This window comes from Kushneria sp. AK178 (genome assembly GCF_053903105.1).
Genome location: NZ_CP096381.1, coordinates 2,403,318 through 2,428,689, shown reverse-complemented (window position 1 = coordinate 2,428,689; position 25,372 = coordinate 2,403,318). Strand labels below are relative to the sequence as shown.

Sequence of the window (25,372 nt, the reverse complement as noted above, 5' to 3'; positions counted from 1 at the left end):
ATGAGTGATCTGTTTGATCGTGACGCGCCGCCCGGGCAACCGCTGGCGGCGCGCTTGCGTCCGGCCCGGCTGGAAGACTACATCGGCCAGTCACACCTGCTGGGGCCGGATCGCCCCCTGGCGCGGGCGCTGGCGCGGGATCAGCTCTATTCGATGATCCTGTGGGGGCCGCCCGGGGTGGGCAAGACCACGCTGGCGCGGCTGATTGCCGGCTACACCCGTTCGCACTTTGCCACGCTCTCGGCTGTCTCGGCGGGGGTCAAGGAGATCCGTGCCGCGGCATTCGAGGCGCAGCAGCGTGGCCAGACCGGCCAGCGCACCCTGCTGTTTGTCGATGAGGTACACCGCTTCAACAAGGCGCAGCAGGATGCCTTCCTGCCGTGGGTCGAAGAGGGGGTGTTCACCTTTGTCGGCGCCACCACCGAAAACCCCTCCTTCGAGCTCAACAATGCACTGCTCTCGCGGGCGCGCGTCCACGTGCTCAAGCCGTTGAGTATCGAGGAACTGCGTCAGGTGATCGACCGGGCATTGGTCGAGCCTGCCGGGCTGGGCGAGGCCGGCATCAAGGCCTCCAGCGATGTGCGCGATCTGCTGGCGCAGGCGGCGGACGGGGATGCGCGGCGGGCGCTCAACCTGCTCGAGATTGCTGCGGACATGGCCGAAGCGGAGCGCGAGGGCGAGGCGCCGATGCTGTCGCAGGCCGTCATCGAAGAGGTGCTGGGCGAAAGTACCCGCCGACTCGACCGTGGCGGCGATCTCTTTTATGACCAGATTTCGGCCCTGCACAAGTCAGTGCGCGGCAGTGCCCCGGATGCCGCCCTCTACTGGTACTGTCGCATGCTCGATGGTGGGGCGGACCCGCTCTACATTGCCCGCCGGGTCGTTCGCATGGCCAGCGAGGAGGTCGGCAATGCCGACCCCCGGGCGCTGCGGCTGGCGCTCGACGGCTGGGAGGTGCAGGAGCGTCTGGGCACGCCGGAAGGCGAGCTGGCGGTCGCCCAGGCGATTCTCTATCTCGCCAGCGCCCCCAAGAGCAACGCCGCCTATGTGGCCTACAATCAGGCGCGCGCCCACGTGGCCTCGACTACCGGGCACGACGTTCCGGTCCATCTGCGCAATGCGCCCACCTCCCTGATGACATCGCTGGGGCATGGTCAGGAGTATCGCTATGCCCACGATGAGCCGCATGCCTACGCGGCCGGTGAAACCTATTTCCCCGAAGCGCTGGTGGGCACCCGTTACTATCAGCCGGTGGATCGAGGGCTTGAAAAACGTATCGCCGAAAAGCTCAAGTGGCTGGAGGAGCTGGATCAGGCTGCGACGCATCGACGCAGCGCCGGATCATCATGAGAAAGTATGATCGAACCGGCCCTGCCGTCTCATGCCCGCCATGGCGGGATCATGGCCGCAGAGGCGCTGTTGCGGGCGTGGCTTGCTGTGGCGGGTATTACATTCAGTGAGCCCGGTATGCGACCAAAGTAAGTGGCGATGGATGCCAAAAAGCACAAGACTGGTAGCTCGTCAAATTTGCCGGAGACGCCGCCATGCTCAAGTTGACTCAGCTTCGTCAGGATCATGCACACATGGCTCGACTGCTTCATGTGCTATCGCTGCAGCATCGTTATCTTGTGACCGGAGAGCGCCCCAGCTTTCGCCTGATGCGGGAAGCCTGTGATTACATCATGGACTATATGGATGACTATATCGTGCCACTGGAGACGCTCTGCGGTCATCGTCTGACCGAGCGTGGTGCGCAGACCGGTCAGGAGATCTACGCGCTGGCTGGTGAATACCGCGAACTCAGGCAGCGTCTAAAGCATCTGGGCGAGGACCTCGATTATATCCTGATGGACGCCATTATGCCCATGACGCTCTTTTGTGAGCGCCTCAAGGCCTATCTGGATGCGCACCGTCATGTGTTGCGCATGGAGCGTGAGCATCTGTTCCCGCTGCTGGATGCCAGCCTCGATGAAAACGAATACGTGGAGCTGCGCGATACGCTACCGCTGCAGGCCCGTACGCGGCTGATACGCCTGCAACAGGAGTATCCGGACCTCTACGCCGAGTTTCGCGAGATTCGGCCGGCAGTGGCCTGAGTGCTCGAACGCCGAAGCCCTGCATTCGGAGTGGGCGATGGCAGGGACATGGGCGGGGCGGCCTTGAGATGCCGCCCCGCTTTTTTGAATCATCCCCCGGCAGATGCCTACAGTCGCTCGTAGGCGTAACCTTCGTTGCCATAAATCGCCAGTGTGCTGAGCGCTGAAGGCGTAATGTCGATCTCTTCATTGACCTCGTCGTCAGCAATTTTCCAGTGGTCGAGCACCTGGCCACACACCCGGACATGAACGCCTGCCTCGGTCAGGGCGCTGACCAGCGCCACGTTGGGATTGTCAAACCCGAACCACTTCTCATACAGCGCCGAGTTCACCACGCTGCGTGTCGCGTTGCCGTGGATGATGGCGATAAAGTCCAGATTCTCCAGCGGCACGCCGGCATCGGCGAAGATATTGACGGCGCGGGCCACGCGCATCAGCCCCGGATTGATGGTGCGCGGATCATCGCTTCCGCTGACCACATCGAAGATGACCCGATAGTGCTTGTCGGGGTCGGGGACATCTACCGTGTCGTGACGCTCGGCAATACCGCCGAAGTTTTCGATGGCCGGAAAGTGGGGATGATCAAGGCCCGCTTCCGGCTTGCGGGGGATGGCTGCGGCAAAAATCACCATGAGAACGGCAGCGCTTGCCAGTGCTGTCAGCATCCAGTACCGCTTGAGAAGAGTCAGCATATCGAGTTCCTGAAATCGGAAGGCGTAATGGTTGTAGGGATCGGGATGCCCGTGGACTTGTCGATCGAGGTATAGCCAAAAGGGCGCCTGGAGTCTACCGCTTTTGTCAGGGCAGTGCAGTGTCAGGACGGTGTGATCGAGAGCGGGGGACTCCAGCGGGGCTTGAGCTGCGCCGGGCAGGCGCTACACTGGCGAGCTCTTTTATCATGACCGTTGTCACAACGGCCGGACCAGGTATTTCACATTGAGCGTACCCGTCGTTGATCCCGACCAGTACTCCGTGCAGCTGGAGGCCAAGCGCCAGCGCATTGTCGATCAGTTTGCCCGTTTTGGAGCGCCGGCACTCGAGGTGTTCGCCTCCCCGGCCAGTCATTACCGCATGCGCTGCGAGTTTCGCCTCTGGCATGAGGGGGACGATCTCTTTCACGCCATGTTCGAGACCGATGCAGACGGCGTTAAACAGACCGTGCGCATGGATCAGTATGACGTGGCAAGCCGGCGCATCAATGACCTGATGACGCAGCTGATCGACGCCATCCGTGACCGGCCCGTGCTGCGTCATCGCCTGTTCCAGGTCGAATATCTGACCACCCGACAGGGCGAGGCGCTGATCACGCTGGTCTATCATCGAAAGCTCGATGACGAGTGGGAGCAGGCCGCCGGCGAGCTCGAAAGAACGCTGGATGTCGCCATTATCGGCCGTGCACGCAAGCAGCGTCGGGTGCTGACGCGCGAGTCGGTCACCGAACACCTCACCGTGGCCGGACGCGTCTTCAGCTATCAGCAGGTCGAAAACAGCTTTACCCAGCCCAACGCCGATATTGCCGAGAGCATGCTCAACTGGGCCCGAGAGGTGACGCAGGGCGACCATGGCCGGCGCCGCGGCACCGATCTGGTCGAGCTGTACTGCGGCAACGGCAATTTCACCATTGCGCTGGCGGATAATTTCCGGCGCGTGGTGGCCACCGAGATCTCGCGGACCTCGGTGGCGTCGGCCCGACACAATCTGGTACTGAACCATATCGACAATGTCCACGTGACCCGCATGTCGAGCGAGGAGTTCGCTCAGGCGCTGTCGGGAGAGAAGGCCGGGCGGCGCGTCAGCGAGATGGCGCTGGACACGCATGCCTTTTCGACCGTGCTCGTGGATCCGCCACGGGCCGGGCTGGATGCCGACAGCTGTGAGCAGATCGCCCGTTTCGACGAGATTGTCTATATCTCCTGCAACCCTGACACCCTGGCTGTCAATCTGGAACAGCTCGGTCAAACGCATGCCATCCACCGCTTTGCGCTTTTTGACCAGTTTCCCTATACCAACCACTGCGAGTGTGGGGTTTTGCTCAAGCGACGCTGAGAATACCGGGTGAATGGTCGACCGGCCCCGCCACGGCGGGGCCGATGCGTTTCGGGGGCTGCCATGCCGATCATGTCATTGCCGGGTACCTGCCCATGTCGCCTGGTCATGGGTCATGATAAAAATGCGTATACAGTAGGGATAAAGCGTTTGCTGAACTAGGATGTCACGATGGTCATCCCCTTCAGGATGCACAGGCATTTTCGGGACGCGAGGAGAACCGATGCAGAGTACAGTGCCGGACAACAAGGAAGACTTTTTCAAGGCGCTCGAGGCGCTGCTGGACGAGCGCCTGGCGCCCGAGCAGGCGCGTAACATCAGCGCCTTTGCGCGCCACTATTACGCCGGTGCCAGTCATGAGGATCTGCGAGAGCGCCATTTCGAGGACCTCTACGGCGCCACGCTCTCCACCTGGTTTTTCCTGCAGCAGCGCGAGCAGGACGGCCGACCCCGGGTGCGGGTCTTCAACCCCGACTATGAAGAGCATGGCTGGCAGTCGACGCATACGGTCGTGGAAGTGGTCAGTCCGGACATGTCCTTTCTGGTCGATTCGGTGCGTATCGAGCTCAACCGCTGCGGTTTTACCGTCCATGCCATCCTGAATACGGTCATGGCCAGCGAGCGTGACGAGCGCCAGCGGCTGGTGCGCTTTACGCCGCCGCGCGCCGAGGATGCCCCGTCGGAGCGTGAATCGATCATCTATATCGAGATCGATCGCCACTCCGACCCGGCCATGCTCAACGAGCTCAGGGACAATATCCAGGACGTACTGACCGATGTCCGGGCCGCCGTCTCCGACTTCGATGCCATGCGCGATCAGGCCCGCGATGCCCTGGAGGAGATGAATACGCGACATCCCCGGGTGGTCGAGGAGCGCGATGTCGACGAGGCGCGTGACTTCCTGGCCTGGCTGCTGGATGATCACTTTACCTTTCTGGGCTTTGAAGAGTACGAGCTTCAGACCCGGGACGGCCATTCACAGCTGGTCCGCGTCAGCGGCAGCGAGCTCGGCGTACTGACGCTCAACAGCCCGCGCTACAGCGAAGAGCCCCAGCAGTTCAACGACAGCGATGCGGAGCAGGGAGAATATGTCCTGATTCCCGAGCTGATCTCCTTTGCCAAGAGCGCCTGGCCCTCGCGCATCCATCGTCCCAGCTATCCGGACTACATCATCGTCGAGCGTCACAACGAGCAGGGCGATGTCATCGGCGAGCGGCATTTCCTCGGGCTTTATACGCTGTCGGTCTACAATGAGCGCCCGGTCAATATTCCCGTGCTGCGCCGCAAGATCGACACCGTGCTCAGCGCCTCCGGGATCGATCCGAAAGGGCACAACGGCAAGCAGCTCCAGCAGATTCTGGAGGTCTACCCCCGCGATGAGCTGTTCCAGATGGGCACGGAGGAGCTCTGTCGCACGGCCATGGGCATCTTCAGCATTCGCGAGCGTCGCCGCGTACGGCTTTTCATCCGCGAGGATCGCTCCGGACGTTTCTATTCCTGCTTGATATACGTGCCGCGCGATGTGTTCTCGACCGATCTGCGCATGCGTATCCAGAACATGCTCTGCGAAGAGCTCGATGCCAGCTTCGGCGATTTCAACACCTATCTCTCCGAATCGGTGCTGGCCCGCATTCAGCTGATCCTGCGCTTCAACCACGACAAGCCGGTGACGTACGACAACCGGGCGCTGGAGCAGAAGGTGGTCGCCATCGCCCGTGGCTGGCGCGACGATCTGCACGAGGCGCTGGTGGAAGGCTACGGCGAGGAGCCGGCCAACCGTTTGATGGAGCGCTATCGTGACGCCTTCCCGAGCAGCTACCGGGAAGACTTCACGCCGCGTACCGCCATCTACGATATTGGCCACATGGAAGGCCTGGATGGCGAGACCTCGATCGGTCTGAGCCTGTATCGTCAGCTCGAGCACGAAAGCGACGTCAATCTCAAGCTCTTTCATCACGATCAGCCGGTCCCGCTCTCCGATGTGCTGCCCATGCTGGAGCACATGGGGCTGCGGGTCATCAGCGAACGCCCCTATGAGATCGAGCGCGCCGACAGCGCGGTCTGGATTCACGATTTCAATCTGGAGACCTCGGGGCGCGAGCGGGTCGATCTGCACGGCATGCGGGACAACTTCATCGATGCCTTCAGACGCATCTGGTCGGGCGCGGCCGAAAGCGACAGCTTCAATCGCCTGATCATCTCCGCGAAGCTCGACTGGCGCGAAGTGGCGATGCTGCGGGCCTATGCGCACTATCTCAAGCAGATCCGCTTCGGCCTGTCCCAGGACTATATCGCCACCGCCCTGACCCAGCACGCCGACATTACCCGGGAGCTGGTCAAGCTGTTCCGTGGCCGGTTCGACCCGCAGGACAGGCTGGATGACGACGGACTCAAGGGCGTTCGCGAGCGCATCGAGGCCTATCTGGAGGAGGTGACCAGCCTCAACGATGATCGGCTGATTCGTCGCTACATGGAGCTGATCGACGCCACGCTGCGCACCAACTACTTTCAGCCGGCGGCCGAGGGTGGCCCCAAAACCTACATCTCCTTCAAGCTGGCGCCGCGCCGGATCAGTGACGTGCCGCGTCCGCGCCCGCTGTATGAAATCTTTGTCTATTCGCCGCGCATGGAAGGCGTGCATCTGCGCACCAGCAATATTGCCCGCGGTGGCATGCGCTGGTCGGATCGCTTCGAGGATTTTCGTACCGAAATCCTCGGGCTGGTCAAGGCGCAGCACGTCAAGAACTCGGTGATCGTGCCCAGCGGGGCCAAGGGCGGCTTTATCTGCAAGCAGCCCCCGGTGGACGGCAGCCGCGAGGCGATCCAGAAGGAGGGTATTGCCTGCTATCAGCTTTTGATCCGCGGCATGCTGGATATCACCGACAACCTGGTCGACAAGCAGGTCGTGCCGCCCGAGCATGTCGTGCGCCATGACGATGACGACCCCTATCTGGTCGTGGCCGCTGACAAGGGCACCGCGACCTTTTCCGATATCGCCAACGCCCTGGCCCGCGAATACAACTTCTGGCTGGGCGATGCCTTCGCTTCCGGCGGCAAGAACGGCTACGACCACAAGGCCATGGCGATCACCGCCCGTGGCGCCTGGGAGGCCGTCAAGCGCCATTTCCGCGAGCTGGGCGTCAACACCCAGGAGGACCCCTTTACCGTCATCGGGGTGGGTGACATGGCCGGCGATGTGTTCGGCAACGGCATGCTGCTCTCCGAGAAGATTCAGCTGGTCGCGGCCTTCAACCATCGTCATATCTTCATCGACCCCGAGCCCGACTGCGAGGCCTCCTTCAAGGAGCGCCAGCGCCTGTTCGAGCTGGCCACTTCGAGCTGGGCGGACTATGACACCGCCCTGATCAGCGAAGGGGGCGGGGTGTTTTCACGCGATGCCAAGTCGATCGAGATTACCGAGGCAATGAAATCGCGCTTTGGCCTCACGGCGTCGCGCATGGCCCCTGCCGAGCTGATCAATGCGCTGTTGAAGGCGCAGGTGGATCTGCTCTGGAACGGCGGTATCGGCACCTACATCAAGTCGAGCGAAGAGAGCCACGCCGATGTGGGTGACAAGGCCAATGACACGCTGCGGGTCAACGGCCACGAACTGGGCTGTCGCGTGGTCGGTGAGGGCGGCAATCTGGGTGTCACCCAGCTGGGGCGTCGTGAGGCGGCCCAGCATGGCGTACGTCTTAATACCGACTTCATCGATAACGCCGGCGGCGTGAACTGCTCCGACCATGAGGTCAACATCAAGATCCTGCTGGACGATGTGGTCGAGCGGGGCGACATGACCGGCAAGCAGCGCAATGAGCTGCTAGCGCAGATGACCGATGAGGTGGCGGAGCTGGTGGTGAATGACAACTACCGCCAGACCCAGGCGCTGTCGCTGTCACGGCTTTTGTCGATGGAAAATCTGGGGCCCTACCGACGCTTCATTTGCGATCTGGAAGAGACCGGCCAGCTCGACCGGGAGCTGGAAGCCCTGCCGGACGACGCCACGCTTGCCGCGCGCGCCGAACGCGGGGAGGGACTGACCCATCCGGAGCTCTCGTCACTGATCTCGCATGCCAAGATAGATCTCAAGAGCATGCTGGTGGAGTCCGAGGTGCCCGGCGAGCCGGGGGTCGTCAACCATGCCGAGCGCGCCTTCCCGGCCACGCTGGTCGAGCGTTATGGCAAGGAGATCATTAATCACCGGCTGCGCCATCAGATCGTGGCGACCAAGATCGCCGGCGATGTCATCGATCACATGGGCATCTCGTTCGTGCGACGGCTGATGGACATCACCGGCACCAGTGCCGGCGAGGTGGTCCGGGCCTATGTCATGGCGCGCGACAGCTTTGGGCTGGAGTCGCTGTGGCAGCAGATCGAGGCGCTGGATACCCGTGTCGATACCGATATCCAGTACGACATGATGCTGTCGCTGGTACGCCTGCTGCGCCGCGCGACGCGCTATTTCCTGCGCTACCACATGCAAAGCGACGCCGAAAGCGTGGTCGAGCAGTATGCGCCTGAGCTCGAGCGCCTACGGGAGAATATCGGGGACAGGCTGCAGGGCGAGTCCCAGCGTCAGAGTCTGGCGCTGCGCGATCGCTACATCGAGGCCGGAGTGCCCGAATCGCTTGCCGAGCGTGTGGCGACAACCGAGAGCCTGTACGCAGGGCTTGGCATCATCGATACGGCGCGGTTGACCGACGTGTCGCTGGAGCGCGTTGCCGGCACCTACCATCTCATCGGCGAGCGGCTGTCGCTGCCCTGGATGCTGGAGCAGGTCAATCGTCTCGAGGTCAACGACAGCTGGCAGACGATCGCGCGCGAATCGCTTCGTGATGATCTGGACCGCCAGCAACTCATGTTGACGGCCAGCGTGCTGCGCAATGATGAGTGTCAGACGGCCGATAGCTGCGTCGAGCAGTGGATGCAGCAGCACAAGGCGCCTGTCGCGCGCTGGTGTGCGCTGCTGGAAGAGGTGCACTCCACCGACGAGCTGGGCTATGCGCTCTTCACCGTCGCCGTCCGCGCGCTGGGAGAGCTCGCCGAGCGCCCGCCGTCCGGCGTTTGACGTTGAACGGACCGGCCTGCGCCTGCCCGTCATTCGACCCAACGCCGCCCCACGGGGCGGCGTTTTCCTGTGTTAGGGTTGCCGTTTGTTGTTTTGATTCCGGAGGGTGAGCCATGACGTCTCGTATCAGCTCGCTGCATATCTATCCGGTCAAGTCGCTGGCCGGTATCGATCTATCCCGGTCGGTCCTGACGGCCGAAGGCCTGATCCATGATCGGCGCTGGGTCATCACCGATGAGCAGGGCGAGTTCATCACCCAGCGAAGCTGCGCGCGCATGGCGACCCTGGTGCCTGCCCTGGATGAGCACCATCTCGTGCTTCGAGCGCCCGACCGACGCCATCTGTTCATTGCGCTCACACCGCCGGATGTCGCGCCGTCGCGGGTGCGCATCTTTGGCAGCGAGTGTCAGGGCCTTGATGAGGGCGATGAGGCGGCCCGCTGGCTGAGCGACTTCTTCGAACGCCCCGTCAGGCTCAAGCGGGTGCCCCGCGATAATCGGCGCCGCGTCAGCCCGGAGCGACTGGGCGATCATGTGGCCCATACCGGTTTCGCCGATGGTTATCCGCTGCTGGTGGCGGCCACCTCGTCGCTGGCAGCGCTCAATGCACGGCTCGAGGCGCGCTCGCTGCCGACGCTGCCGATGTCACGCTTTCGTCCCAATATCGTGATCGAGGGTACGCCCGCCTTTGCCGAGCACGAGAGCACAACGCTTGAAGGCGACAACCTGTCGCTGTGGCTCTGCAAGCCCTGCGAGCGCTGTCGCATTACCACCATCAACCAGTGCAGCGGCGATATCGCCATGCCCGGCGAGCCGCTGAAAACGCTGATGACCATGGACCATGTGTCCGCCAGCGGCGCCTTTTTCGGTGAAAACGCCGTCGTCATGCAGGGCGACGGCCAGCTGCTGTATGCGGGGATGCCGATACGGATGGGCTAGTCAAAAGCATCGCCAAATACGCAGGCTTTGTTATGCTGTGGCCGTTTTGTCGAGTGGCTGATATCGCACCTGCTGTCTGCATCGGTATCAATGGATCCTTCCAACGAGAGACATCATGAAACATACGATCTTGTATCTGACGCTGGGGATGGGCGTGGGACTGAGCGTCATGTCAGGCCATGTGCTGGCGGATAAAAGCCCGGCCCTGCAGCGCGCGGAGCAGGCCGCAAGCCAGGTTGATATCTCCGGGGCCCTGCAGCGCGATACGGATTCCATGAGCCGGTCCATCTATCTGGGATCGAAACCGGTATCGCACGATTTCGACGTCAGACAGGGCGGCGATTACCTGATCGAGGCGCGCGCCTTTCACGGCACCTCCGGGCGTTACGAGGTCAACGCCGAGCTGCGCGACGAGACGGGGCAGACACTGGCCACGGCCAGCGGCAACAACCAGACCAACGGGCTGATGATGCGCCATCAGCTCGAGCCGGGCACCTATCACGTGGTGATTACCGGCCAGAGCCGCAGTCCGGCGCGCGATCAGACCCAGTCCGTCACCGTGTCGGTCCAGCGCGCCGGTGCCGATACGCGCGGCGAGGGGCTGGCCGATGCCAACCGCATCGAGCGACTGGGCAGCGCCAGCGCGGCAAGCGCCGACAGCCAGGACGAGGCGCCGGCGCGACTGGGACGCGATGGCGCCGTTCAGGGCGATGCCACTGTCGCCGGTACCGGTGCCTCGCAGCGCAGCGCCAGCAAGACGGCAGCGCCCGATGCCCCGAAGCCCGACCCCGGTCCGTCCGGTCGCGCGCTGGAGGAAGCCACGCAGTCGGTCACGGCCGAGCAGGGCGACGGTCTGACGGCGGGACAGGGTGACGTCAATACCGCCCGCGACAGCGAGCAGGTGGCGACAAGCGGGGCCAGCGACGCGCGCCCGGCGCAGTCGACGCCGGCAGACGAAAACGCCTCCCCCATTCGCGAGCGTATCCTGCGCGATGTCCCCATCCGTACCGACGGTGAAGTGCTCAAGTTTGAGGTGGTCTCGGCCGGTACTGTCACCGTTGACAGCTTCACGATGGACAGCAGCGGCAACTACCGCATCTCCGGTGAGCTTGTCGACAGCGATGGCAACGTGGTGGCCAGTGACAGCGGCAGCGGCTTCCAGGGCGATTTCCACATCCGTGAGTCCCTGACACCCGGCATCTACAGCGTCCGCGTGCGCGGCCAGAAGTTCGGCGGTGTACGCGGCGGGGCCAATAACTTCACGCTGCGTATCGAGCAGCCCGGCAACTGAGCTTGCCTGCAGGGCCCGGGGGTTGCCCCGGGCCGGATCCATCCGCTTTCAAGGATTTGTCGTTCATGTACAAGGCCGCTCGTGCGCTGCTGTTTCGTCTCGATCCTGAAACGGCCCATGGCCTGACGCTGTCATCGCTGGATCTGGCGCACCGCCTGCATGTATCGCGTGCGCTGGCAGCATCGCCCGTCGAGGATCCCGTCACGCTGATGGGGCTTCGCTTTGCCAATCGGGTCGGCCTGGCGGCCGGGCTGGACAAGAATGCCGAGCACCTTGATGCGCTGGGCGCGCTGGGGTTCGGCTTTGTGGAGGTCGGCACGGTGACGCCCCGGGCGCAGCCGGGCAACCCCAGGCCACGGGTGTTCCGACTGCCCGAGCACGGCGCCATCATCAACCGCATGGGGTTCAACAACCAGGGCGTTGATCAACTGGTGGCCAACGTGGTGCGCAGCCGTTATGACGGCGTGATCGGCATCAACATCGGCAAGAATCTGACCACACCGGTCGAGCAGGCGGTGGACGACTATGTGGCCTGTCTGCATGCGGTACATGCCCACGCCCACTATGTAACCGTCAATATCTCCTCACCCAACACGCCGGGGCTTCGCAGCCTGCAGTTCGGCGAGCAGCTCAATGGCCTGTTGTCCGCGCTGCAGCAGGAGAATCAGGCGCTCAATCAGCGTCAGGGGCGTCAGGTGCCGCTGGCGGTCAAGATTGCCCCCGACATGAGCGAGCCGGAAACGGATCTGGTGGCGGAGTGTCTTCGGGCCTGCCATATCGATGCGGTCATCGGCACCAATACCACCATCAGCCGCAATGACGTCACGGACAGCCCCCATGCCGACGAGGCCGGCGGCCTGTCAGGGCGCCCGGTGCGACACGCGTCGACAAGAATCGTCCGGCGCCTGCGCGAGCAGCTGCCGGACATCACCCTGATTGGCGTGGGCGGCATCGACAGCGGTGAGGTGGCGCTGGAAAAGCACCGGGCCGGGGCCGATCTGGTTCAGCTTTACAGCGGTCTGATCTATGAGGGGCCGGCGCTGGTGGAGCAGTGCGCCAGAGCGCTGAAGGAGCATCGTCCGGCAGACGCCGGGGCGCAGGCAGCGGCGCCATAAAAGGCCGGGTGCACTGGCCGCGCACCCGGATGTCATGTCATGCGATGGATTCAATGGTCCCGAGGGCAAATCACCTTGATGCCATCGGATTAACGTGCAGACCCGAGACCCCTGTCATACCGGACCATTGCGCTTCACGACCTTCACGCCAGCCGCTCATCCAGGACTCGCGCATCTCGATACCATGACTGGGGCAGTCATCTCTGGAGCGTCCGGTCACACCGGCCTTGTAACCACTGACATAGGCTTTCTGGGAGGGATCACGTTTCTGTCTTTTCATTGGATAACCTCGCGTCACACAAAATAGTGTTTTATCCCGTGGCGGCGGCGGTGCCACTACCCCGGGGGTCGTAGGTTGACAGCGATCGTGCGATCTTTCGTAGCTACCCCTATACCTTTACAGCAGCCGCAGGATGCTGTCGAAAATCGTTTTCATCTAAGCAAATCACTTATTAATCTTTGCAGGAATATGACACCGCATGATGCCTACCAGCACTGAATCGACCCCGGCGACGGCTCATGAGGCACACGCCTTTCTGGCCACCTGCCCGCGCAGCATGGAAACCCTGCTGTCCGATGAGCTGACCGCGCTGGGGGCAACCATCGAGCGTACCGGCGTGGCCAGCGTGCACGGCACGGCCACCAGAGAGGGGCTCTATCGACTGTGTCTGTGGTCGCGCCTGGCCAATCGCATCATCCTGGTGGCCGGTCGCTTTGAAGAGGTTGAAGATGCGTCCGCGTTGACCGCGGCCGCCAACAGCATCGAGTGGGAGCGCATGATCGCGTCCGATGCCAGCCTGCGCGTCGATTTTCATGGCGAAAGCGCGCAGATTCGCCACACCCGTTTCGGGGCGCAGTGCGTCAAGGATGGCGTGGTCGACCGCTTTGCCGATCACGGTCTGGCGCGGCCGACCATCGATCCGAAGGCGGCCGATCTGCGTCTGTATGCTCACCTGCACCGTGGACGGCTGGTGCTGGGGATCGACCTTTCCGGCGACAGTCTGCATCTGCGTGGCTACCGGCTGGAGGGGGGCAGTGCGCCGCTCAAGGAGAATCTGGCCGCGGCGCTGCTGGTGCGTGCCGGCTGGCCGGCGCGTGCAGCAAAGGGTGAGAGCCTTTTCGACCCGATGTGCGGCTCCGGAACGCTTTTGATCGAGGCGGCGCTGATGGCCTGTGATGTGGCGCCCAATCTTCATCGCGAGCGATCCGGTTTTCACGGCTGGGCAGCCCATGACGACACGCTCTGGCAGGCGGTTCATGGTGAGGCGGCCCACCGCGCTCGCGTCGGCCGGCGCGACTGCCGGCTCACCCTGTGCGGGCGTGATCACAATCAGCGCGCCATCGAGGCGGCCCATGCCAACGCCCGGCGCGCCGGGGTGCAGGCGCTGGTCCATCTCGAACAGGGCGATGCGCTCTCGGCGCCGCCGGCCATGACGCCCGGTCTTGTCATTACCAATCCGCCCTATGGCGAGCGTCTTGGCGAGCTGCCGGCGCTGATCAGTCTCTACCAGGGGCTGGGCGCGCTGCTGCGCGAGCATTTCGCCGGCTGGTCGGTGGCGCTTTTGACCGGTGACCCGAAGCTCGGCCATCGGCTGGGCATGAAGGCCCACCGCCAGTACGCCTTCAAGAATGGCAGTCTGGACACCAAACTTCTGCTGATTGACGTCCACGAGCGCGCTCGGCCGGAGAAAACGCCGCAGGAAGCAGCGCCGGAGCGCGAAGACGCCGGCGCCGTAACCCACTCGGCCGGCGCACAGATGTTTGCCAACCGGATCAGAAAGAATCAGAAGCGCCTGTCGAAATGGCTCAAGCGCTCGGGCGTGGAGTGCTACCGGCTTTATGATGCCGATATGCCCGAATATGCGCTGGCCATCGATCTCTATGGTGCCTGGGTGCATGTGCAGGAGTACGCCGCCCCGCGCTCGATCGATGCCGGTCAGGCCGAGCGGCGCCTGCTGGAGGCGGTGGGCGTGCTGCCGGAAGTGTTGAACGTGCCGGCGGATCATGTCTTTTTGAAGCGCCGCGAGCGTCAATCAGGGCGCGCCCAGTACGAGCGCCGCGACAGCACCGGGCAGCGTTTTCAGGTCCACGAGGGCAGTGCGAAACTCTGGGTCAACCTGCGCGACTATCTCGATACGGGATTGTTCCTGGATCACCGGCCCGTACGCCGCTGGCTGTTCGAAAACGCCGCCGGCCAGCGGGTGCTCAACCTGTTCTGCTACACCGCCACGGCCAGCGTTCAGGCCGCCCTGGGCGGGGCAAAAGAGAGCCTGAGCATCGACATGTCCAACACCTATCTGGGCTGGGCAGAGGATAACTTCCGGCTCAATCGGCTCGACATGTCGCGCCATCGGCTACTGCGCGAGGATTGCATGGCCTGGCTTGAAAGGTCGGGGCCGCAGTTTGATCTGATTTTCATGGATCCGCCGACGTTTTCCAACTCCAAGAAGATGGACAGCGTGCTGGACATTCAGCGCGATCACGGCCACCTGATCGAGCGCGCCATGGCGCATCTTGCACCGGGCGGGACACTGTTGTTTTCCAACAACCTGCGGCGTTTTCAACTGGATGACAGCATTGGCGAGCGCTTTGACGTCAAGGCGCTGTCAAAACAGATGCTGGACCCGGACTTCGAGCGCCGTCCGGACATTCATCACGTCTATCGGATCGGGCATCGAAACGGCTAGTGGGCGTCCAGCAGAGAGAGCTGGCGCACGGCGTCCCGGGCTTCCGGGGCATCGTCGTCGCTGGTTTCCAGCACCTTGGTAAAGCCGCGCAGACGCTGGATGTGATCCACATCGCTCACCCAGGTCATGGCCTGGGTATAGTCCTCGGCCAGGGCGTGCTGAATGCCGCCGTAGGCGGTGCCGGTCTGCCCCCAGGCGCGGACAAAGATCCAGTCGCCGAACATGTCCTGATGAACATGGACCAGCACATAGTCATGCTCGCTTTCCCAGCGGATGATCACGGCAGCGCTCCTGTGTAGTATTGAGTGCGAAAAGGGCCGGAGAGACCCGGCATTGACGCCAACAGGGCGCAGATTGTAACGGTCACGGGCGTTTCGACAAAGCAGGGCACATCGGCAGCGGTCCGTGAGCCGGTGCGTCCATTCATTCACGGCAGTGCAGGTATCGATTGAATCATGCGTATTGTGGCAGATGAGAATATTCCGCTGGCCGAGGCCTTTTTTGAAGATCACGGCGAGCTGGTACGGCTGCCCGGCCGTGAAATGAGTCGCGAGCAGGTGCGACAGGCCGATATTCTGCTGGTGCGCTCAGTCACCCGCGTGGATGCCGAGCTGCTGTCCGGCTCGCGCGTGCGGTTTGTCGGCACCGCGACCATCGGCTGCGACCATGTGGATCAGCAGTGGCTGGCGGATCAGGGCATTGGCTTTGCCAGCGCTCCGGGCTGTAATGCCGACTCGGTGGGTGACTATGTGATCTCGACGCTGCTGCTGTTCGGTGAGCAGGACGGTGTGGCGCTGACCGATCGCGTGGTCGGCGTGGTCGGTGCCGGTAACGTTGGTGGGCGACTGGTCGAGCGGCTGCGCGCGCTGGGCATTCGCTGTCTGGTCTGCGACCCGCCGCGGGCCGAACAGGAGGGCGGTGACGGATTCATCAGTCTCGAGGCACTGATCGAGCAGGCCGATGTGGTCTCCGTCCATACCCCGCTGATTCGGGATGGCGACCACCCCACACAGCATCTGCTGGGCGAGCAGCACATCGAGGCGCTGCGCAGCGATCAGATCCTGATCAGCGCCGGGCGCGGCGACTGTGTGGACGGTCGGGCACTGAAGGCACGGCTGGAGCGCGACGCGGATCTGCGCGCGGTGCTGGATGTGTGGGAAAACGAGCCCGATATCGATGAAGCGCTCTATCGCCTGGCCACCCTTGCCACGCCCCATATTGCCGGCTACAGCCTGGATGGCAAGCTGCGCGGCACCGAAATGCTCTATCAGGCCATGAGCCGCCATTTCGGGCTGCCGGTACGCAAGCGGCTGGGTCAGCTCAAGCCCGAAAACTGGCTGCGCCGTATTGCCATCTCCCGACGTGCGCCGCCGCAGGAGGCGCTGTTGCTGTGTACGCGGACCTGCTATGACGTACGCCGCGATACACTGCTGTTCGAGCGCTATCGACGTCAGTACGGCATGGCGAAAGGGTTTGATCTGATGCGGCGCGAATATCCATCGCGTCGCGAGTTTTCCACCCTGCGAGTGGAGCTCAAACACAGTGCCGGGGCGGTTCGGGAGGTGCTGGAAAGTGCCGGCTTCGCCATTCGCGCCCCGCGCAAATCCTGATCGATCGAACCGCTGCGCTCGTGCCATATTCAAGCGCAGCGGTCTGATGCCGGACGCCGAATGATGTCGGCGTTCCGGTATTTTGATGGCATCATTTCTCCTCAACTTGATGGACCGGCCCACGGCCCGAAAGGATTCTGATCGCGGCAAGGGCCTCCCGTTACCCGTGGGTCAACCATTGACGCGCAACAGACGTATGCCCAGCACGCTGACGAAGAGGCTCAAAAGCGCCAGCATCGTGAAGGTGGCGCTATACCCCTGACCGCCGACAAGCCAGCCGGCCAGCGGCGAGCCGGCGACCTGGCCGACCGAGGTCGCCAGTAGCGGTGGAATGGGGCCAAGCGACGGGGTGTCCAGCATGATCTGGGTGCCGCGGACCAGATAGAAGCCGGTCAGGGTCATGTAGCCGGCGCCGAACAGCGCCGCCGAGAGCAGGGCCTGTAAAAGATTGCCCGGGTCCAGCGCCAGCAGGGCCAGGGCTGCGGCAATGACCACAAGACCGCCGGCATGCGTTGCGATCGCCCCGAAGCGGGCGATGAGATCACCGACGCTGCCGCCCGCCAGACCGCCAAGACCCACGGCCAGCCACATCCATGCCGCCTGATGGGCCGCCATGCCACCGCCGGTCATGACGGCGTCGGGCGCAAATACCCAGTAGGCGGCGCTGGCAATGCCCATCAGAGCTGCCAGCCCGCTCAGACGGCCAATATCCAGCCACTGTTCACGCGCCACTGATGACAGCGCGGCCCGCCGCTGCGGCGCATCCTGATTGCGTTGTTCCCGCGGCAGATAGTAAAGCGCCCCCAGCGCGCCCAGGGCTGCCAGCACGGCAAAACCGATATAGGCGCTGCGCCACGCTTCTGCCCAGATCAGCACGGCCGGCATGGCAAAGGCGATGCCCACGCTGGTACCCGCGTTGGTCATGGCGTTGACCCGTCCTCGCAGGCTGGCGGGCACGATCCGATAGACCGCCTCGGCCATCACCGGGGAGGAGAGCCCCGTGCTGAGGCCGCAGACCAGCACGCCGCCTGCCAGCACCGGGGCGGAGGGGGCCAGCGCAATCATGATCAGCCCGGCCGTGGCCAGCACCGTCGCCGTCACGGCCGTTTGTCGCACGCCCAGAAAGCGGGTAATGCCGGGGGCGACAATGATGGCCATCACGAAACTCAGAAACGGCAGCGCGCCGATCACGCCCGCCATGGTGGGCGCGATGGTCATCTCGTCGCGAATGGAGGGTAGGAACAGCCCGAAGACAAAGCGCGCCAGACCGTAGGTGATGGCAATGATGCCGCTGCCCAGAAGGGCCATGCCCACCGAGGTCAGCGGCCTCATGACGGCGTCCTCACGGGCGCTGACAGCACCATGTCGATCATGTCCTGCGTATCGGCCAGGGCCGTTGTCACGTCCATCAGCGCTACTGTGACGTTGCTGCCTTCCAGCACCGTGAAAACGCGTCGGGCCACGTTCGGGCCATGTGGGATGTCGTCACGGGTCACGGCGGCTTCGAGGCGCTGTAGAAGGTCGTTTTTGGCCTGAACGGCCATCGCGTGAATGGCGGGGCTGTGCTCGGCAAACTCCCCCATCGCCTTGAGCATGATGCAGCCCTGCTGACCATGGGCTTTCAGCCAGCGACCATGCGCTTCGACCAGTGCCCTTGTGGCCTGGCCGGCAGGTGCCAGTGATACCGCGGCATCAAGACTTGCGATGAAGCGCTGGTGGCGCGTTTCCAGCACGGCAAGAATCAGCGCTTCCTTCGATCCGAAGTGGTTGTAGAGCGTCATGCGTACCACGCCGGCCGCTGATACGACCCGATCGATACCCGTGGCGTGGAAGCCTTCCTCATAAAAGAGCTGCTCGGCCACGGCCAGCAGGTGATCACGTCGCGAAGCGGGCATGTTGCGGCTCTCCTGTATAGACCGATCTATCTAAATAAAGAACGCTATATGGCGCTCGGCAGGTAGGCTCGTCAATCAGACCTTTGGCGTGTGAGTGGTAAAAGCTGGAAGGGAAACTTCCCCAAAGGAGTACCGCGGGGCAAAAGCTAATAAAAAAGCCCGCCATGGGGCGGGCTCTCGTCATGCATCTGGTGTGATATTACTGCTGGTAGGCCGCCTTTTTCAGCGCGGCGATGCGATCATCCAGCGGCGGGTGGCTGGCAAAGAGCTTTTCCATGAGTTTGCGGGTCTGACCGGTGGTGATGGCAAAGGCGGTCAGCGAGTCCGGCATCTGGTCGGGCATCTCCTGCTGCGCCTTGAGCCGCGCCAGCGCGTTGATCATGGCGCCGCTGCCGGCAAGCCTTGCCCCGGCTTCATCGGCACGGTATTCGCGATAGCGCGAAAACCAGGCAACGATCACCGAGGCGGCCAGGCCAAAGACAACCTCCAGCACCATGACCACGGCAAAATAGCCCATGAAGCCCAGTCCGCCACCGTCATCGTCGCGGCGCAGGAAGCTGTCGATCAGCTGAGCGGCGACGCGGGCGAAAAACATCACGAAGGTGTTCAAAACGCCCTGAATCAGGGACAGGGTCACCATGTCGCCGTTGGCCACGTGACCGATCTCATGGCCCAGCACGGCGCGCACCTCTTCGGGGCGCATCTGGTTGAGCAGGCCGGCCGAGACGCATACCAGGGCGTCGTTCTTGTTCCAGCCGGTGGCAAAGGCGTTGGCCTGCTGTGCCGGGAAAACGCCCACTTCGGGCATTTTGATACCGGCGTCGCGTGACAGCTCGGCCACGGTGTCATACAGCCACTGCTCGTTGGCATTGCTCGGACGCTCGATAATCTGCGCCTTGGTGCTCCACCTGGCCATCTTTTTGGACAGCAGCAGCGATACCAGCGAGCCGACCATGCCGAACACGAAACAGAAAATCAGCAGCGAGGTCAGGTTGAGCCCGCTGCCGGCGAGATAACTCTCCACGCCCAGAAGGCGCAGCGTGATGCTTGCCACCAGCACTACTGCCAGGTTGGTGGCAAGAAAGAGGACGATCCTCATCATGACCGGTGGTCTCCATTGGAATGATACGTCAATCGGGGGTGCGTCCATCGGGACTGCAAGGGTCGCCGACGACAGCCCTTAGATAAGTGCTGTCGCCGGGAGTTTCAATTGCGCCTTAAGCATCGTTTAGGTGATCACGCCTGGCGGCGGCGGGCCAGAAAGCGTCCCAGCCGGTCGATGGCGTCTTCCAGCTGATCGGCCCAGGGCAGGGTGACGATGCGAAGGTGATCGGGCGTCGGCCAGTTGAACGCCGTGCCCTGGACCAGCAGCATCTTCTCTTCGAGCAGCAGGTCGAGCACCAGTTGCTGATCGTCTTTGATGTCGTACATGGCCGGATCAAGGCGCGGGAACATGTAGAGGGCGCCGCGCGGCTTGACGCAGCTGACACCGGGAATCTCGTTGAGCTTCTCCCAGGCGGCGTCGCGCTGCGCCAGCAACCGGCCACCGGGCAGGACCAGGTCATTGATCGACTGGTAGCCGCCCAGCGCCGTCTGGATGGCGTGCTGTGCCGGCACATTGGCACACAAGCGCATGGAGGCCAGCATGTCCAGCCCCTGAATGTAGTCCCGGGCATGACGCTTTTCACCCGAGACAATCATCCAGCCGGCGCGAAAGCCGGCGCAGCGATAGCTCTTGGACAGCCCGTTCATGGTGATGATCAACAGATCATCGGCAAGAGAGGCCGTCGGGGTATGGAAGGCGCCGTCATAGAGGATCTTGTCGTAGATCTCGTCGGAGAAGACGATCAGGCCGTGCTCGCGTGCCACCTGCAGCACGTTTTCGATCACCTCTCTGGAGTAGACGGCGCCGGTCGGATTGTTGGGATTGATCAGCACGATCGCTTTGGTGCGCGCCGTGATCTTCTGGCGGATATCCTCGATATCCGGCTCCCAGCCCTGAGCTTCGTCGCAGAGATAGTGAACCGCCTGGCCGCTGGCGAGATTGGTGGCCGCCGTCCAGAGCGGATAGTCGGGGGCGGGCACCAGCACTTCATCGCTGTCATCGAGCAGGGCCTGCATGGCCATCACGATCAGCTCGGAAACGCCGTTGCCGACATAGATGTCCTCGATGCCCACGCCTTCCACGCGATTGCGCTGGCACTCCTGCATGATCGCCTTGCGCGCCGAATAGAGCCCCTTCGAGTCGCAGTAGCCCTGGGCGGTGGGCAGATTGCGCATGACATCCTGCAGGATCTCTTCCGGTGCCTCGAAGCCGAAGGGCGCCGGGTTGCCGATATTGAGCTTCAGGATGCGATGCCCCTCATCCTCGAGCCGTTTGGCGTGCTCAAGTACCGGACCGCGAATGTCATAGGAGACGTGGTCTAGCTTGTGGGATTTTTTGATCGGCGTGGTCATGCTGCTCAAGGGGTCCGCTGAAATGAAAGAAGGCAGCCGTCGGTCCGGCCGGCGTATCTGCCGCGGTCACAAAAGATGGCAGGCATCATGAAAAGGCCTGTCACTTCAGCATACCGCGCTGTCTGCCCGGGATGCCATCACTGTGTCACGGCGTCAGGATGACGGTTCGGCCGGGGTGTCATCGTCGGGAAAGGTCTCGCCGCGGTTGAAGCGCTCGCGCTCGGCACGCATGGCCTCGAGCGCCTCCTCATCGGCGATGTCCTGCGGGGTTTCAAGTGTGATGCGCCCGAGCTTGCCGCCGCGCAGATCCATCAGCAGCACCTCGGCACCGCGATGCAGATCCACTTCGCCGCCGGCACGCAGGCCGCCGCGACGGGTGGCAATATCACGTACGATGGACTCGCCGGTATCACCCAGGGTGTCCAGTTTGTAGCGCGACCGGAGCGCCTCGGGGTAGCGCTCGGCCAGCGACAGGGCAGTGACGGAGGCCACATCGACATATTCCAGCGCGGTATCACGGATGGCGCCGCTGGCGGCCAGGCGGTAGGCGCTGTTCTGGTCCTCGATGCGTGGCCAGAGCACGCCGGGGGTGTCGGTCAGGGCGATGCGCTGGCCGATGCGAATCTTTTGCTGACGCTTGGTAACGGCCGGTTCGTTGCCCGTTTTGGCAATCTTCTTGCCGGCCAGGGTGTTGATCAGGGTGGACTTGCCCACGTTGGGGATGCCCATCACCATCACGCGCACGTCGCGGTCGTCACGGACATGACCGGCGAGTTCGTGGCACAGCTTGTAAAGCGGCTTGAGCTGCCGGGGCTCGGTGGTGACCACGGCCATGGCGCGCACATCGGGCCGGGCGTCAAAGTGTTCGATCCACTCACGGGTCCTGTCGGGGTCGGCCAGGTCGGCGCGCGAGAGCAGCTTCAGCGACGGCTTGTGGCGAATCAGATCGCCCAGCATGGGATTGGCGCTGGAGTAGGGCAGGCGCGCGTCCAGCACCTCGATAACCACATCGATTTCGGGCAGGGCGTCGCTGATCTGGCGTCTGGCCTTGTTCATGTGTCCCGGGAACCAGCCCAGCATGGGTCTCTCCTGTTGCAATACAGTGGAAGGGGCACACGGCGTGCGCCACCAGGGGGAGTGGTCACGCAGTGTACCCCGTCAGACATCGATGCCGAAGCGCTTTACCGGGCAACAGGGAGGGCGGGTTATTCGCCCTGGTGAAAGGTCATCGCCACCGAGTTGATGCAGTAGCGCAGCCCGGTCGTGTCGCGCGGACCGTCAGGAAAGACGTGGCCCAGGTGGGCGTCACAGCGTCGGCAGGTCACCTCGATGCGGCGCATGCCGTGGCTTTCATCGGTGTGTTCTTCCACGGCGGCGTCGGCCAGCGGCCGGTCAAAGCTCGGCCAGCCGCAGTGGGACTCGAACTTGTGCTCGTTCTCGAACAGCGGCGCCCCGCAGCAGATGCAGTGATAGATGCCCTGCACCGGCTCCACCTGATAGTCGCCGGTGTAGGGGCGCTCGGTGCCCGCCTGACGGGTCACGCGATACTGCTCGTTGGTGAGCTGTTCGCGCCATTCGCTGTCGCTTTTGTGTACCTTGTCCATGATGTCCTCCTCGGTCCTTGTTCATGCCAGCCAGACGGCTGCCCGGACAGGCCGATATCCTGACAGCATAGACCGACGTACGCCAGTTCGCGGCGGTGACATGGCAGGCCGGCATTTTCAGCGCAAGGGTGAATGGCAGACAGCGGTCTACAGGCTCGCGGCGCCGCCGTCGCTGCGAGGGTCGTGGGCACTCTCCAGCAGGCCGTCCGGGTGATGCACGATGGCGCCGGCATGGCCCATGGTATCGGTAAAGGTGTCGGGCAGGACCTCGACATCGTGGCCGGCCTGTTCGAGCTCGGTCACCAGCGGGGTGTAGACGCGCGATTCGAGCTTCAGGTTGGTGCTGTTTTCTCCCCAGGTGCGCCCCAGAAGCCAGCGTGGCGCCGCAATCGCCTGTTGCAGGGGCATGCCGTGCAGGGCGTAGCGCGAGAAAATGGCCGCCTGTGTCTGCGGCTGGCCTTCACCGCCCATGGTGCCGTAGACCATGGTGCGCCCGTCCCGGAAGCGGGCCAGCGCCGGGTTGAGGGTATGAAACGGCTTGCGACCCGGGGCGAGGGCGCGCAGATCGTCAGGATCGAGAGAGAAGCTGACGCCCCGGTTCTGCCACAGTACCCCGCTTTCGGGCAGAACCACGCCGCTGCCGAATTCCCAGTACAGGCTCTGGATAAAGCTGACCGAGCGGCCTTCGCTGTCGACCGTGCCCATCCAGATGGTGTCGCCCGGTTCGGGCGTGTGCGGCCAGGGCATGGCCCTTTGCGAATCGATGGTGGCGGCTTCGCGGTCCAGACGGTCACTGCTCAAAAGCGTCTGGAGATCCATCGTCATGCGCCCCGGCTCGGTGATATATCGATCGCGCAGCAAAAAGGCGCGCTTGGTGGCCTCGACCAGACCGTGGAGATGCGCGAAGCCTTCCCCCTGGTCAACATTGAGCCGCTCGTACAGTGCCAGAATCATCAACGAGGCCATGCCCTGTGTCGGGGCCGGCAGGTTGTAGAGCGTGGCGTTTTGCAGTTCGACCTCCAGCGGGGTGACCACCTGTGCCTGGTAGTCGTGAAAGTCCTGCAGGCGCAGGGGGCTGCCCAGCGACTCGAGGTCCCGGGCCATGCTCCGGGCCAGCTCGCCACGGTAGAAATCATCAAGCCCGGCATCGGCGAGGCGTCGCAGCGTGGCTGCCAGACGTGGCTGGCGCAGACGCTGTCCTTCCCGCGGTATGTCACCATCCAGCAGAAAGGCGTCGTTGAAGCCGGGGCTCTGCGACAAACGCTCGAAATGCTTGCGCGCCAGCGCTTCCTGACTTCGGGAGACAGCAATGCCCTGCTCGGCGTAACGGATGGCATCGTCCAGAATGGTGCTCAACGGCAGGGGCTTGCCCCAGTCTGCACCAATATCGAGCGCCTTTTGCCAGCCGTTGATGGTGCCGGCCATGGTCAGGGCCGCCTTCGGGCCGCGCTCGGGAATGCTCGATGCCCCGGCGTAGAAGTCGGTGCTGGCAAGTCCGGCCGCATTGCCGCAGGCATCGATGGCCACCGGCGCCTTGCCGGGCTCACTGATCAGCCAGAAACCGTCACCGCCGAGTGCGTTCATGTGCGGATAGGCCACGGCAATGGCCGAGGCCGCGGCCACCATGGCCTCGATGGCGTTGCCACCCTGTTTGAGGATGTCGCGCCCGGCACTGGCTGCCAGGCGGTGCGGCGCGACACAGCTGCCACCGCCGTAGCTTCGCTGGGTGTTGAAGGCGGCATCGGGCTGAAAGTCTGTGGTGGCCGGCGCCGGTTGGTCATCTTGAGGCTGCGCATTGCTCATTCGCGGAAATCCCATGGTCAGCCCGGCCGTGGTGGACGCGGCTGTCGCGCTTAAAAATCTGCGACGCGTAAAGGACATCGGGCACCTGTGTCTTGTTGATTGAGCGTCATTCGATGCAAAAAACGCGCCAGATATCAGACCGCCAGGGCAGTGCCTGGGGCAACGACGGGTCGTTTTGCTTCATGGCAACAGGAATCGGCAAAAATGATTTTGATTATTGTCACATGCTTGACACGCCCGGAAGGCATGGGTAATATGCGCGCCACTCGGTGAGGCGAGGCAGTCACGTCCCGTTCGTCTAGTGGTCCAGGACACCGCCCTTTCACGGCGGTAACAGGGGTTCGAACCCCCTACGGGACGCCACTTCGCTTATCATCGATGACCGGTGCGGGAATAGCTCAGTGGTAGAGCATCGCCTTGCCAAGGCGAGGGTCGGGAGTTCGAATCTCCTTTCCCGCTCCAATTTTGGTAGCGCAGGTCAGGTAGCATGGGTCGTGAGCTGGACGCCAGCCCGGTCGATCTTCCTTCTTCGCCCAAATGCGTCCCGTTCGTCTAGTGGTCCAGGACACCGCCCTTTCACGGCGGTAACAGGGGTTCGAACCCCCTACGGGACGCCACTTCTTGTTTCAAGCGGGAATAGCTCAGTGGTAGAGCATCGCCTTGCCAAGGCGAGGGTCGGGAGTTCGAATCTCCTTTCCCGCTCCATTTTCAGTAGCAGGGATCAGATGATCCGAATCACTGCCCGACAGGCAGTTCTGATCG

Annotated in this window: 19 protein-coding genes and 4 tRNA genes; 13 read left to right on the top strand and 10 right to left on the bottom strand. The window is 63.1% G+C overall.

The genetic code is table 11. The features are described from left to right. Together M1D97_RS11165 and M1D97_RS11160 are read left to right on the top strand one after the other, a co-directional pair. The gene (locus M1D97_RS11165) at window positions 1-1,350 is read left to right on the top strand and encodes a replication-associated recombination protein A (RefSeq protein ID WP_456267799.1); all 1,350 of its coding nucleotides are present in this window, start codon (window positions 1-3) and stop codon (window positions 1,348-1,350) included. Window positions 1,351-1,583: 233 nt separating this feature from the next. After that, the gene (locus tag M1D97_RS11160) at window positions 1,584-2,096 is read left to right on the top strand and encodes a hemerythrin domain-containing protein (RefSeq protein ID WP_456267798.1); all 513 of its coding nucleotides are present in this window, start codon (window positions 1,584-1,586) and stop codon (window positions 2,094-2,096) included. Between the two features lie 107 nt (window positions 2,097-2,203). On the opposite strand, the gene M1D97_RS11155 is transcribed toward M1D97_RS11160, so the two are convergent. Next, entirely contained in the window at window positions 2,204-2,788 is a 585-nt protein-coding gene (locus M1D97_RS11155; RefSeq protein WP_456267797.1) for a DsrE family protein, read from the bottom strand. A gap of 244 nt (window positions 2,789-3,032) precedes the next feature. Between M1D97_RS11155 and trmA the strand changes: the two genes are divergently transcribed. The 5 genes from trmA to M1D97_RS11130 all read left to right on the top strand — a co-directional run bounded on the left by trmA (window position 3,033) and on the right by M1D97_RS11130 (window position 12,554). Continuing rightward, on the top strand, window positions 3,033-4,142 hold the full coding sequence (trmA, locus tag M1D97_RS11150) for a tRNA (uridine(54)-C5)-methyltransferase TrmA (protein WP_456267796.1): 1,110 nt from the start codon (window positions 3,033-3,035) through the stop codon (window positions 4,140-4,142). A 223-nt stretch (window positions 4,143-4,365) separates the two neighbouring features. Beyond that, a complete protein-coding gene (locus M1D97_RS11145) occupies window positions 4,366-9,210 on the top strand; it encodes an NAD-glutamate dehydrogenase (RefSeq protein WP_456267795.1) in 4,845 nt (1,614 codons plus the stop codon). Between the two features lie 113 nt (window positions 9,211-9,323). Next, window positions 9,324-10,148 carry an MOSC domain-containing protein gene (locus M1D97_RS11140; RefSeq protein WP_456267794.1) on the top strand — a complete coding sequence of 275 codons (825 nt, stop codon included), beginning with the start codon at window positions 9,324-9,326 and terminating at the stop codon, window positions 10,146-10,148. A gap of 115 nt (window positions 10,149-10,263) precedes the next feature. Continuing rightward, entirely contained in the window at window positions 10,264-11,439 is a 1,176-nt protein-coding gene (locus M1D97_RS11135) for a hypothetical protein (protein ID WP_456267793.1), read from the top strand. Between the two features lie 65 nt (window positions 11,440-11,504). After that, on the top strand, window positions 11,505-12,554 hold the full coding sequence (locus tag M1D97_RS11130; RefSeq protein WP_456267792.1) for a quinone-dependent dihydroorotate dehydrogenase: 1,050 nt from the start codon (window positions 11,505-11,507) through the stop codon (window positions 12,552-12,554). Window positions 12,555-12,624: 70 nt separating this feature from the next. On the opposite strand, the gene rmf is transcribed toward M1D97_RS11130, so the two are convergent. After that, window positions 12,625-12,834, bottom strand: a complete 210-nt coding sequence (gene rmf / locus M1D97_RS11125) for a ribosome modulation factor (RefSeq protein ID WP_456267791.1) — start codon at window positions 12,832-12,834, stop codon at window positions 12,625-12,627. Window positions 12,835-13,033: 199 nt separating this feature from the next. Between rmf and rlmKL the strand changes: the two genes are divergently transcribed. Continuing rightward, the gene (gene rlmKL / locus M1D97_RS11120; protein ID WP_456267790.1) at window positions 13,034-15,241 is read left to right on the top strand and encodes a bifunctional 23S rRNA (guanine(2069)-N(7))-methyltransferase RlmK/23S rRNA (guanine(2445)-N(2))-methyltransferase RlmL; all 2,208 of its coding nucleotides are present in this window, start codon (window positions 13,034-13,036) and stop codon (window positions 15,239-15,241) included. On the opposite strand, the gene M1D97_RS11115 is transcribed toward rlmKL, so the two are convergent. Continuing rightward, window positions 15,238-15,522, bottom strand: a complete 285-nt coding sequence (locus tag M1D97_RS11115; RefSeq protein ID WP_456267789.1) for a hypothetical protein — start codon at window positions 15,520-15,522, stop codon at window positions 15,238-15,240. The genes rlmKL and M1D97_RS11115 overlap by 4 nt on opposite strands. A gap of 174 nt (window positions 15,523-15,696) precedes the next feature. Here M1D97_RS11115 and pdxB point away from each other — a divergent pair, with 174 nt between their 5' ends. Beyond that, complete coding sequence (gene pdxB, locus M1D97_RS11110) at window positions 15,697-16,851, top strand: 4-phosphoerythronate dehydrogenase PdxB (RefSeq protein WP_456267788.1); 1,155 nt, start codon at window positions 15,697-15,699, stop codon at window positions 16,849-16,851. Between the two features lie 171 nt (window positions 16,852-17,022). Here the strand turns inward: pdxB and M1D97_RS11105 are convergent, their stop codons facing one another. The 7 genes from M1D97_RS11105 to M1D97_RS11075 all read right to left on the bottom strand — a co-directional run bounded on the left by M1D97_RS11105 (window position 17,023) and on the right by M1D97_RS11075 (window position 24,610). Next, window positions 17,023-18,183 carry an MFS transporter gene (locus tag M1D97_RS11105; RefSeq protein WP_456267787.1) on the bottom strand — a complete coding sequence of 387 codons (1,161 nt, stop codon included), beginning with the start codon at window positions 18,181-18,183 and terminating at the stop codon, window positions 17,023-17,025. Continuing rightward, window positions 18,180-18,746, bottom strand: coding sequence for a TetR/AcrR family transcriptional regulator (locus M1D97_RS11100; protein WP_456267786.1), 567 nt, complete (start codon window positions 18,744-18,746; stop codon window positions 18,180-18,182). Before M1D97_RS11100 ends, M1D97_RS11105 begins: the two co-directional genes overlap by 4 nt. A 199-nt stretch (window positions 18,747-18,945) precedes the next feature. Further along, window positions 18,946-19,848: a protease HtpX gene (gene htpX, locus M1D97_RS11095; protein WP_456267785.1), complete on the bottom strand. Its 903-nt coding sequence runs from the start codon at window positions 19,846-19,848 to the stop codon at window positions 18,946-18,948. Window positions 19,849-19,982: 134 nt separating this feature from the next. Beyond that, window positions 19,983-21,203: a pyridoxal phosphate-dependent aminotransferase gene (locus M1D97_RS11090; RefSeq protein ID WP_456267784.1), complete on the bottom strand. Its 1,221-nt coding sequence runs from the start codon at window positions 21,201-21,203 to the stop codon at window positions 19,983-19,985. Window positions 21,204-21,356: 153 nt separating this feature from the next. Continuing rightward, window positions 21,357-22,283, bottom strand: a complete 927-nt coding sequence (gene ylqF, locus M1D97_RS11085) for a ribosome biogenesis GTPase YlqF (RefSeq protein ID WP_456267783.1) — start codon at window positions 22,281-22,283, stop codon at window positions 21,357-21,359. A gap of 125 nt (window positions 22,284-22,408) precedes the next feature. Further along, a complete protein-coding gene (gene msrB, locus M1D97_RS11080) occupies window positions 22,409-22,807 on the bottom strand; it encodes a peptide-methionine (R)-S-oxide reductase MsrB (protein ID WP_456267782.1) in 399 nt (132 codons plus the stop codon). Window positions 22,808-22,954: 147 nt separating this feature from the next. Beyond that, window positions 22,955-24,610: a gamma-glutamyltransferase family protein gene (locus tag M1D97_RS11075; protein ID WP_456267781.1), complete on the bottom strand. Its 1,656-nt coding sequence runs from the start codon at window positions 24,608-24,610 to the stop codon at window positions 22,955-22,957. A 287-nt stretch (window positions 24,611-24,897) separates the two neighbouring features. Between M1D97_RS11075 and M1D97_RS11070 the strand changes: the two genes are divergently transcribed. The 4 genes from M1D97_RS11070 to M1D97_RS11055 all read left to right on the top strand — a co-directional run bounded on the left by M1D97_RS11070 (window position 24,898) and on the right by M1D97_RS11055 (window position 25,315). Continuing rightward, window positions 24,898-24,973, top strand: a tRNA-Glu gene (locus M1D97_RS11070). Window positions 24,974-24,997: 24 nt separating this feature from the next. Beyond that, window positions 24,998-25,072: transfer RNA gene (locus M1D97_RS11065), tRNA-Gly, on the top strand. 79 nt (window positions 25,073-25,151) lie between these two features. Then, window positions 25,152-25,227 (top strand) — tRNA-Glu (locus tag M1D97_RS11060). A gap of 13 nt (window positions 25,228-25,240) precedes the next feature. Beyond that, a tRNA-Gly gene (locus M1D97_RS11055) sits at window positions 25,241-25,315 on the top strand. Window positions 25,316-25,372 lie beyond the last annotated feature (57 nt).